Here is an 11,713-nt window from a genome sequence, read left to right on the forward strand (position 1 = left end):
TTGGAGTTTCTGGAAAATCATTATTGTCAATGTCAATTTTGGTTAATTGATCATTGCTCTTTTGGCAGTTTGTGCCAAGCACCTGCTGCCTTTTTTTCTTTTTCTAGTCCAAAGTCCAGTAAATCATCAGCCAGAAGCAAAGTACGGTTAACCCAACGAGCAAAAACAGATGGGGGAGATTACTCAACCACGATCGCTTCGTAATTCGCAATAGCGGATAGGGACTGAAGGCCAGCGCCGAGAGCAGCGTCACCCCTTGCAAAAATTGAGCTACATCCAAACTCCAAGTCAGCGTCGGCAAACCCGCACCGCTCAAGCCCAAAGTACGGGCAGAGATAGGCAGAATCCGACCCGCTTCCATAATAAAAGCGGGAATATAGTGAGCCAGATTTGCGGCAAGCGTCAAAGGCAGATAGGCATAGATAACCGTGAGATAATCGGGTTGCTCTGGATCGAAGAAACGGGCGATCGCATGGGTTGCATAGGTTAACAGGGCGGGAATACTGAGGAGTGTCAGCGCGATGGGGATACTTGTAAGTAAGCGATCGGCATTGACAGGAATGGAACCAAATCCCAACCATTCTAGAAGCACTTGGGAATGATGCATAAATACGCCACCCAACAACAGCAGCAACAGCGCCACCTCTGCCCAAAAGCCTTGGTGATTATCTAGCAAATCGGATGCGGGGAATCGTAAATTTAACTGCGCCGAGCGATTGGGACATGCCTTTAGACAGGTCATACATAGCATACAGTCTCGGTTATCCTGCAATTGCGCTGGATGGGAATAGAGCGGACATCCCTCCGTAGCCTGACCTTCGTTGGGAAGGGCATCGACAAAGGTGACTGTCGTGATACTACTGCCTTTATAGCAACCAAAAGTATTGCACTGACTCCCACAGACCTGTTGGGTCGATCGCAACTCTACCATTGATAGTTTGGCGAACATCCCATTCATACCCCCGATCGGACAGAGATAGCGACACCATAATCTTCGTTCGTAGATCAGGCTGAAAATCACCGCTCCAGCCGTAATCGCCAGTAACAGCCATGCAGATAGATAGGCATGATGTGGCAAGTCCCAGAGTTTTTCCCACAGGTAAATCGCTACGAAGCCTATGAACAAAATCCAAGCTCCCCATCGGTTCAACCATTGTGTATTCCAAGTCAGTTGCTGGCGTGGAAATAGCCAGAGAGAAATCCGTCGCAACCATTCAGCAGCAATCGTAAATGGGCAGACGGCACACCAGATCCGCCCTAAAAATGCAAATAGAAATAGATACCCAGGCCACCACCATGCCCAAAACAGATTTAGAGTGATACTGCTATCGCGATCTTGCGCCCCCACGAAGCCCAAGATCGTGACGGGGACAAAAATTACCATCATCACCATCCAGATTCCCTCTGGATACCAGCGGCTTAGCAATACTTGACGCAGCCAAGGCACATGGGTTAGCAGATCCAGCCGAAACGCATTTTTGTTGGACTGTACCGACCACAGAGCTTGTTCTGGCACGACCGCACAACCTGCTGGCGTCATGATTACAGCTCGGTGCAAAATCTCTGCCAGTTCCGCCAGATTGCCAGGGTATTCGTAGCTGAGCAGGCGGCGCAGATCGGACTGATCCAGTTGCAGCAACGGGCGATTCTGTTCGCGGCAAAATAGGTTCAAAAAGTAGCGGGCAAACTCTGGAATATCTGCCTTGCGCTGCGGTAGGGTAAAAAGTTTAATCGTAATGGCGTTCATATCGGGCAAATCCAGCTTGTTCGGCGATGCCAAAATCAGACGCACCCAAGATTGAATCGGCTGTGGCGGTTCCGTCGCTAGATCGGTTTTGCCCATAATGCCGTGATTGGGCAGAACCAATCCAGTCTTGAGGTAGTGGCATAAACGGGTGCGATCGCCCTCACTCAAGACCTGCACGTTATCCAGCAGTAGCGTTCCTCGTTCCAACAATTCGAGAATGCCCGATCGCTGACCAATTCGACCAAACAGGGCATCCGTATCCAGCCGACCATCCTCTCTACGGGGCAGATCGGCACAGTCCATTTCGGCAAAAGGTTGGGATGCCAGCCCAGAACGCGTATGGATTGAGCTTGCTAGGAATGTTTTCCCAGTGCCAGCCAGTGCCTGAAACACAACAGGATTAAGATTCGCGGCGGCAAGATCGATCTGTTCTGCCAGTTTTTGTGTGGCTTTACTACTGCCCAGAATCCTGATGTCGCTGGGGACTGGCTGGATATAGGACTGCAAACCTTGAATTCGCACCTGTTCCCAAGCAATGCGAGCCGCATACTCATTCAAATCCTGAGAGAGCAGGGAATGGATTGCCTGTTGCATCGATGGGTATTCAAGCATAAGTGCTTGAAATGCCGCCTGTGGGAGAAACCAAATTTCGCTAGCCGTGAGCGCGATCGCGCTGGTTTGATAGGTATCTGTCTTCGCTACCAGCGTATAGCCAAACAAATCCCCTGCATGGCGATCGCAAATCAGCGATTTGCCAATGGACGATCGCCGAAAGATTTCCACCGTTCCAACTTTGAGTAAATAAAGCCCAATTGGCGTTTGCCCCTCTTGGTAGATCGGCGTCTTGGGTTCTACGCAAAAGTATTGAAAAGACTGGGCGATCGCTTGCAATACCTCGGTTGGTAATTGACCCAAAAAACGATGAGAACTCAACCAATCTCTACATACATCAACAACTGCGCCATCGGTAGGAACATCATTCATTCCCTCTGCGATCGCTGGCAATGGCTGCTCCAGAACAGTAGTTCCCGCTTGACTCTCAATGGTTGCGAAGGTTACGGTGGAATCCATTTCAGCCCTCATGAATAATTTAAATCGGCTTCACAGCAACAAGCGTTCGATGACGCGGATCGCTGGCGACGGTTGTCTTATAGTCTAGTCCCACCTGTTGAATCGCACCTTCGATCTCGAAGGTATAGTATTCATCGCTCCAAGGCTCCGTACTTTTCATCAATAGAAATAGGGCTGGGGGTAAGCCTTGAATCACTGGAGAAGCGGGATTATTGTCCACAATTGCTAAAACCCCACCCGGACGTAAAATCCGCTTTGCTTCTCGAAAGATTTGACAGGATGGAAGCTGAGGCAGTTCGTGTAAAAGGAACTGAATCGCGATCAGATCGAAGGTGTTGTCGGGAAAGTCTGTCCTTTCAGCATTGCCATGCACCCAATTCGCAATCTCTTGTTTTTCATCCAATACCTTTGCTACCGACAGCATATAGGGTGACAAATCCAGCCCCATCGTCTGAATCGGTGCGGATTGCCGTTGTTGCAGATAGCGGTGGAGCGCGAGCGTCGAGATTCCCACGGAACAGCCAATATCTAAAACCTTTTCTAACCGATCGGGCAAATAGGCAGCGATCGCCTCATGAAAACAACCACGTAAGCGCTCGTGGGCTTCTTCCCAAGTTAAGGATTCATTTTTCCAAACCCGCAGGGCGATCGCATAGGTGGCAGAGGGAACTTCCAAGGCAGCTTGCCAACATAAATTGCCCTGCTCGTAGGCATGAAAGGGAACTTGATAATAATCGGGATAAGCGATCGCGGAATTCGTCACAGAGGCGAGTAGCGATTTTGCAGGACTATTCTCTAAGGCTTGATAGTTTTTGCGCCAAGCCACGCCTTTTTTCTCGGCGGTATCGATCATGATGCGACGCGCTTGCTGTTTCATCAGTTGATACAGCGGCTTGGTCTGAATTAAGAAATTCACGACATGAGAGAGGAAATCGGTTCCTGCCCAATCGGGTTTTAACTTTTCTACCATAACGATTTCAGTAAACGGTGGGCATGAGTGACGGTATAATTTGTATTTGTATTATTATATAACTATATAATTGTTAAAATCGCGATCTGTCATCAACTCCATAGGTCGAAGGCTAGCATGAAGGCGATCGCTCAAGACACTGTCTAATCGAACAATTTTTCCAAGCCTGCCGAATTCGTTGAGATTTGATACCATTTTCAAAAAGTGATGCAACGCATCTTTTTGAAAAGACCGCGCTCCACGCGGAACATAAAACCCGATCTGTCGCAATTTCAAGAGAAATTGGTATGATTTCACCTTTTGGTTGGCATGCAGGGCATCCACAGAGTTTGCGATCGTGCGCTTCAGGAAAATATCGTCAAGCCAAAACCTGCGGCAAAGAACGGATACGGTCGATTTCACCTACCTTAATTTTACGAGGAATAAAGATTTCGTATCCTTCAATTTTTGATTACAACCAGTTCCATTTCAATTTGCTTAGCAACATTATTAAATTGCTTGAGGATTTGCATGATTTCTGCACCTCCGACCTTACCAGAGATATATTGCGATCGCCAAGGTTCATCTAGGTAATAGCACCAGCGTACAAGTTCAAAATCAATATTGAGATACAAGCCCAGCAGTGAGTTTGCGACTTTATTGGCAATCCAATCGCGATTTTGGGCTTGCGAAAACAACATCAGCCCCTCTGGGGTAACTGCGCGGACATGACTGGGGTCGTTCATAAAATCATCATGACGCGGATGGGGAACGTTGATATGAATCCTTGCATAGGGCTTGCAAATGCGATAAAGCTCTTTAAAGACGCCCAAATAGATATCTGGTGTAGCACCAAGATGCTCGAGCACATGATTGAGCCTGACTTCACCCACACTATTGTCAGCCCATTGCCATGGGAAAACTTCTAGGTCAACGCGCAAATCTGGATTGCCAAACTTATCGACATTGATAAACCCTTCGAGATGCCTTTCTCCACAGCCCAAATTTAATTTTATATCGGTATCGTCAGGTAAAATATGAGCGATCTGCTTAGTATTGACAAAGCTGATTTTGCCCTGGTGTTGATAGGCTTTCGCAAGCTGCTTGAGAATTTCAGAACGAATTTCAGGTTGGGGTGATTGCATCAAAAGACAGTCATAAAAGCAGGCGATCGCTTCCTCAACTTGTCCAGCCTCCAAATGTAAATTGCCCAAACCAATTAGATTCTCTATATTTTCTGGGGCATTCGCCTGGATATGCTGGCGAATTAACCAAGATTTGGCGAAGTTTCCCTGAGATTCCCACTGTTTTGCCTCGACATCCAATGTCGCAATTAATTCAGAAGTCCATTGTTCCACTTGCTCGGGCGTTCCGTCTGAAATTGCAGAGAACCAGACCATTTGGGCATCCTCTTCTCTTTCGAGCAATAGCAAATTCAATCCTAAATGCCAATAATTAGACTTATTCTGCGGATCGTTGGCGATCGCTCGTTCGTAAATCTCTATCTCTGTTTCTAGTTTTTGCAGAGAATCTAGAATCGTTGCCTGTCGCTGCTCAGTCAATGCCATCAGCCATTTGCTCCATTCCGTCGCACGTACAGCCCAAATACAAGACTGATTGATGTAATCAACCTGTTGTCTCAACTGGGATGCAATCCCATGCGTTGGCTCGCCCTGCAAATCACTCAACAGGTTTCTGAGGAATTGGACTGTAGCATCCACAAACTGCTCTTTATAAACTGCCCAATCCCCTATCTCAATTAGCTCGGCAAAACCACGGGTTGTTTCAGGGAGTGCCCCTAAATTACTGGTAATTACCTTGCAGCCACTAGCGATCGCTTCCATAACCGCAATACAGGAAGTCTCGGCAAAGGTATTGGGATAGGCTAAAGCTGAAACAGATTTGAGCGCTTTGGCTAACTCAGGTTGAGGCAGCGAACCAATATATTCCACACCTTCTGTATTGTAACAGCGCTGATAAAGATTACCAAACTGCTCCTTATCCATTGCATCGGATGCTTGATAGACCTTCATGCTAGAGAAAATCTGCAATCTTGCATTGGGTATAGCTTGACGAATTTTGGGGAAGACATCTAAAAGAATCTCTAGACCCCGAAATGGAGTACTGGTATAGGCAAGGATTGGATCTCCAGATTTCTGACTGAGAATATTTGCATCCCGCTCGAAGAGATTGGTGAATGTAGGTGCGATCGCATTACGAAAAACAGCGATGCGATCGGATGGAATACCAAAGTAGCGACAATATTCTTGACGTTGCCATGCGCTCACGCAGGCGATCGCATCATAGATATCCTGTTCGGTGCGATCGAGCAAAGGCTGCATCGCAGGCTGGTCGATGTCATGCTGCGTCCAAAGTACAAAGCAAGTTTGTTCTCCTAGTTGCGATCGCAGGGTTTTACTATATCCCGTTGAGTTTAGCGTGATCGCAACATCTAGATTTTGCAAAATTTCACTCGGAACCTGATTTAAATTGAGGCAGGTAACCCCTCTGGAAATTCCTGTTTCTGCGGTTTGATTTAGTAAGAATACTTCATGGTTTTGCTGCGCCAAGGCTTCCGCTAGGTAACATAATGCTGATTGCGAACCTCCTAATGGTCTTTGGTAGGCACTTTCAATCCGATAGTCCCAATCAATCGTGTCTACAAAGGCAATTTTCATAAGGTACTAATGGTTAATCTTAATTTTTGAAAGGTTTGAGCTTTCTAAGGGTCTGGGAAAATTTAGGGGCGGTATCCATTCATATTACTGTAGGACGTGGAAATACCAAGCTGTAAGCAAGCAAGTACCAGTCTATAGCTACCCTATTTTATTTGTAATTTGCTGCATAAGCAGTCGGGGGCAATTCATGAATTGCCCCCGACGATTCCTAGCTGCATCTAGAAACTGCCATTTACCTAATTCACCATCCGTTCAGAAAATCAACCCTTAATGCAAACAACCTGCTTGAGTGTTGCCACAACCTCCACCAAATCTGCCTGATTTTGCATCACTTGGTCGATGGACTTGTAGGCAGATGGAATTTCATCAATCACACCTTCGTCTTTACGGCATTCCACACCCTGAGTCTGTTCGATCAGGTCATCTAGGGTAAATTGCAACTTCGCTTTATTGCGAGACATCAGCCGCCCCGCACCATGCGAGCAAGAACAGTAACTATCAGCATTTCCTTTTCCCTTGACAATGAAAGACTTTGCTCCCATTGAGCCAGGGATAATGCCATAGTCCTCCGTATGGGCGCGTACAGCCCCCTTACGGGTGACATAAACATCTTCGCCAAAATGGACTTCCTTTTCAGCATAGTTGTGATGACAATTGACTTCTAACAAAGGCTTGATTAATTTTCCACCCACAAGGTGCTTTTCCACCACCTTCTTAAAGCGAGCCATCATCACGTCACGGTTAAAACGGGCATAGTTTTGCGCCCATTGCAGATCGTGCCAGTAAGCATGAAATTTAGGAGATTGCGTCACAAAATATGCCAAATCTGGATCGGGCAAGTAAGTGTTGGTCAGCTTGGCTAAATCCTTAGCCGAGCCGATATGACACTGCGCCATGATATTGCCGATACCACGAGAGCCAGAGTGTAACATCAGCCATACCTGTCCCTCCGTATCAAGGCAAACTTCGATAAAGTGATTGCCACCACCCAGCGAACCGAGTTGACGCATGGCTTTGCCAAATTGATCTTGCACGCCAGGGTGAAGCTGTTTAAATTCGTTCCATCCCTGCCAATTCTGCACAGATTTTTCGACTTCCTTATTGTCGTTAAAACCTACGGGAATCGCAGCTTCTAGATCTAGACGAATCTTTTTGAGCTTCCCTTCTAGCTGTTCGGCTTTAAATGGAGTCTGGATCGCAGCCATGCCGCAACCAATGTCAACGCCTACCGCCGCAGGAATGATGGCATCTTTGGTCGCCACTACGGAACCAACCAACGCTCCCTTGCCTAAATGAACATCTGGCATGAGCGCAACGTGCTTGAAAACAAAGGGTAAAGAGGCAACATTCTTTGCCATCTTGACTTCTTCATGCCCTAGTTCATGATTTGCCCAAGACAGCACGGGACTAGGGGTAGATAATTCGAGCTGTTCGTAAGGCATCGCTTTGTCCTTGTAATTAATCTGTCGCGCTTATACTACAACATACTACAAGATTTAGCAAGACACCGATCTTGGATGAGTTCTGTGAAACTACTTACCAATCGTATTAGATAGACTCTTTTCTATGGGCATTCTGAATTTCTGATATTGAGATTTCAATACTGAGTGAATTAACTTTCTATAGCGAGATCGAAGGCAGCGCGATCGGGCAAGATCGTGAAAATCTTATCCATCTTTGTCATTTCTAGAATAATTTTAAGCTGATCGTTGAGCGAACAGAGATAAAGAGTAGCTCCTTTTGCACGTACTGCTTGGAGTGTGGCAACCATAGCACCAAGCCCCGAGCTGTCCATAAATGTAATATTTTGGAAGTCAAGCAAAATCGTTTCTATACCAGCATCAAGTAAATCGGCTACCTCTCGACGCAACTGATTACCACCTACGCTATCGATCATACCTTCGGGTTCTAATACTCTTACAGATGTACTCATGGTTTACTCCTCATTTGTAAATGAATCACAGATTTTATTTAGTTTCTTCTTTAGGTTGCCATACAGCGGCTTGAATTACAACAGATAGTAAGCAAAGGTTATAGATTGCCCAACTACTATTCAGTAAATGTACCCAAGGATCGGGGAGCGTTCCCATCGCAAAGCGAATCAGGCTAAATGCCATTCCGACGATCGTAAGAATCACAATCGTCAACTGGGGAGTAACTAATTTCAGATAGTTGCCTGATTGTCTTTGTTTGGGCGTAACTTGAAAATTAAGTGGTGTGCGTGAGAAAACGCTCCAAACAGATTGGATAAATAGTGGGAAGAGCGCGATCGCATATTGTTCCGATCGCCAGAGTTCGCGAGCTGGTATTCCCCAAGTTGCGGCGAGGAAGGTCAGACGGTTGATGATAAAGGCTGGGAAAAAATGGATTGCGAAATCCGAACCAAAAGCACTGACAGGAATGATACCCGTAAAGAAGAAAATAATGGGACAGATAATAAAAATGAGCGTGAAAAAGCCAGAGAAATAGCTATACATGGTTTGAAAGTATTGCAGTCTTTGCCAAAAGCTCAAACCTGACTTGGTTAACGGATTTTCTTGCAACAATACTTGAATAGTTCCTTGTGCCCAGCGCAAGCGTTGTTTGAGCGTGGAGGCAAGATCGTCGGGGGCAAGTCCCTCGGCTAGAAGTTCGTTGTGATAGACAGACTGCCAACCCGCACTATGTAAGCGCATGGCAGTGTTCATATCTTCAGTAATGCTACTACTCGACATCCCACCGATGAGGTGAAATTCATCAATCCGAGAGGCATCTTTATCTAAAGCATCCGAAAAGTATTGCAAACCGACATTCAGTAAGGCTTCGCGGCGCAAAATCGCATTGGTTCCCGTATAAAAAGCCGAGTTTAAGCCATCTTTTCCCTGTTGGATCGGGCCGTAAAATAGGTGGGCTGAATGTCCGTAAGGATCGCCTTCAGGTAGATTGTAAAAGTCTTGCGGCGTTTGCACGAAAGCAATGCGATTGCCTTCATATTTACCAGTCCACTGATTATAGGTATAAAAGTAGGGCAAGACGCGCTTGAGAAATTGCGGCTTGGGAATATGATCGGCGTCAAGGGTAAGAATAAACGAACCATTGGTCTCGCCTGAGAAGATGGCATGGTTAATGTTGCCTGCCTTGGCGTGATGCGGCTTACCTGGAACTTTGGTGCGGGCGATATAACGACAACGAGCTAGGTCGCTCGATTCTCTCTCTTTTTGTTGAATCGCTTTTTCAAGGCGTTTTTGTTCGGTGGCAAGGCGATCGCTGACGCTAACCCCAGATGAAGCATTACCATGAATCAAAACAAAGGAATCTCGAAGCGTCTGCAAAAATCTAACCGCAGGATGGGAGTCTGTGGGATTTTGCAGAAAGACCTCTGCCGCTTTGGTGTCGGGTAGAAGTGACTGTAATTGCTGTAGCCTTGTCTCTAGTTCGGCACGTTCGTTTTCAATACGTTCGGCTTCGGCTTGCATTTTGGGCGATCGCAAATCTTCGATCGCTAAGCTCTGCGACATCGCGCGCATGGCATCGGACTTGCCATCATCGAGAATATAGACGCGCAGCTTGTTTGTAGGATAGTCAATGGTAAGAGCGGCTCTTGCAGTTTCTTCAACCATCTCGGTCGGTTCGTTGTAGCAGGTGATAAACACATCGACGGTCGGATAATCGATCGCAGGTAAAGGCGGGCGCATTTGGTCGAGCGATCGCACTTCCCGTTCTAACGGTCGCCATAGCCCAATCGTAAACATGGCTCCCCCGATAAAACTGTAAATCTCGGCAAGCAGGAGGGGAATCGACAGCCACAGCGCGTTAAAGTTGATGGAACTTGTAATCCGCCAGCTTAAATACCATAAGCCTAAGATGAGATTAATCTCGGCAAGATAGCGAAATAACAACGTGCGTTGCTTGAGCCGCGATCGCAGATTGCCAATAAAGCTGGGTGAGTTCTCGATGATGGTGGTGGGTGAAGTCATAAACTACCTGTGCGACTAAGGAATTCTGTACGAAAGCGAAAGAGCAACTGCACGAAATTATTTTGGAACTTTTCCCATTGGGCTAGGTTTTGGGAGCGTTACTTGAGAAAAAGAATCTACAACTTGGGCGATCTCGCGCGGATCTGCATAGCCAAAGGCAGGATTCGCCACGATCGCTTTATAGCTTTCGGCTGCATTCTGACTTTGAGGATTTAAAGCCCAATCGCATTCTTTTTGAATGTTGAAGTAGAGAATTGCTTGTACAGCTGGAGCTTTAGCTAAATATCCATAGGATTCGTACAACCATTTTTCTTTAGCCAGATCGTTGGGATAGTTGGGAGTGCTGTAGCTGCTGGAAGCCATTTGAGTAATAAAAATCGGTTTGTCGGGTGCCATCTTTTGCATGCGATCGATATAGACACCATATCCTTCTTCGGGTCGATCCCATAGCCTTCTTTGGTTGAGAGAGCTATGACAATAACCCCAGTTATAGGAGCTAAACCCTACAATATCGACGCGAGCATCAGAGGGATAATAGTTCTCAAAATCGTGATTGCGTCCTCGACTAAAGCCATTGGGTGAAAATACCCAACGCACAGCTTGTGAGGAAACACCAGATTCTGCAAATATTTGCTGGATGCGTTTGTAGGAAAGTTTGAAGTTCTCAGGGTCGAGACTGTAGGATTCGCCTTCAATATTCATTTCTTGGAGAGGCGCAACAAACATCATGCGTCCATCTCCTTTGTTCGTCCAATCTGCCACCGCACTGGCAACTCTGCGCAAGTCACTGTCTAGATCGCCTCTAGCAATCTCGGCAGCTAAACGCGTAGATTTGAGATTGATGAAGGCGGTATAACCATTCTCTCGCAGGAGTTCCAAACGATGTCCGATATTGTAGGCAGGATTGTCCCCTTGGATATCCATAAATATGCCCACAATCGCGTGTTTTTTGCCAGACCATTCATCTACCTGATGCAGTTCGCGATCGATCGTACTTTGACTGCCTGCATAGCCATCAGTGTATAAACCAAGTAGTACGGGCGGTTTGGCAATTGGAGCCGTTTGGAGCAAAAGGCGATCGGGTGGTTTGGGAGAGAGAGGGTCTCGTTCGTTCGCAACTGCCATCAGATCGTGCCCGCTTGCGATCGCAAGAACGAATAAAAGCCCCAAAACAAACATTCCAACCCATAACAAAGTACGTTGTTTGACTCTGAATTTGCGAGTAGGATGCTTGTTTTTGCTTTTCATAAAACTGTCCATAAATTCTAAACGCTGGCTTGAAGTGATAAGAAGGCTCAATGAGAGCGAGCAA

General features: G+C 46.5%; 8 protein-coding genes. All 8 read right to left on the reverse strand.

Annotated features, from left to right (window positions below; genetic code table 11):
• Positions 1–103 precede the first annotated feature (103 nt).
• Positions 104–2,818: a cyclic nucleotide-binding domain-containing protein gene (locus tag ACP2WE_RS20480; RefSeq protein WP_425217391.1), complete on the reverse strand. Its 2,715-nt coding sequence runs from the start codon at positions 2,816–2,818 to the stop codon at positions 104–106.
• A 19-nt stretch (positions 2,819–2,837) separates the two neighbouring features.
• Positions 2,838–3,788: a class I SAM-dependent methyltransferase gene (locus ACP2WE_RS20485; RefSeq protein ID WP_425217392.1), complete on the reverse strand. Its 951-nt coding sequence runs from the start codon at positions 3,786–3,788 to the stop codon at positions 2,838–2,840.
• Between the two features lie 54 nt (positions 3,789–3,842).
• Positions 3,843–4,190 carry a hypothetical protein gene (locus tag ACP2WE_RS20490; protein WP_425217393.1) on the reverse strand — a complete coding sequence of 116 codons (348 nt, stop codon included), beginning with the start codon at positions 4,188–4,190 and terminating at the stop codon, positions 3,843–3,845.
• A gap of 38 nt (positions 4,191–4,228) precedes the next feature.
• Positions 4,229–6,445, reverse strand: a complete 2,217-nt coding sequence (locus ACP2WE_RS20495; RefSeq protein ID WP_425217394.1) for a glycosyltransferase — start codon at positions 6,443–6,445, stop codon at positions 4,229–4,231.
• A 260-nt stretch (positions 6,446–6,705) separates the two neighbouring features.
• Complete coding sequence (locus ACP2WE_RS20500; RefSeq protein WP_425217395.1) at positions 6,706–7,887, reverse strand: RtcB family protein; 1,182 nt, start codon at positions 7,885–7,887, stop codon at positions 6,706–6,708.
• A gap of 170 nt (positions 7,888–8,057) precedes the next feature.
• Positions 8,058–8,378: an STAS domain-containing protein gene (locus ACP2WE_RS20505; RefSeq protein ID WP_425217396.1), complete on the reverse strand. Its 321-nt coding sequence runs from the start codon at positions 8,376–8,378 to the stop codon at positions 8,058–8,060.
• 34 nt (positions 8,379–8,412) lie between these two features.
• Positions 8,413–10,401, reverse strand: coding sequence for a glycosyltransferase (locus tag ACP2WE_RS20510; RefSeq protein WP_425217397.1), 1,989 nt, complete (start codon positions 10,399–10,401; stop codon positions 8,413–8,415).
• A gap of 57 nt (positions 10,402–10,458) precedes the next feature.
• Entirely contained in the window at positions 10,459–11,649 is a 1,191-nt protein-coding gene (locus tag ACP2WE_RS20515) for a glycoside hydrolase family 26 protein (RefSeq protein ID WP_425217398.1), read from the reverse strand.
• Positions 11,650–11,713: the final 64 nt, after the last annotated feature.

The organism is Tumidithrix helvetica PCC 7403, from assembly GCF_965232925.1.
In the GTDB taxonomy this organism is placed as follows: Bacteria; Cyanobacteriota; Cyanobacteriia; order Pseudanabaenales; family Pseudanabaenaceae; genus Tumidithrix; species Tumidithrix helvetica.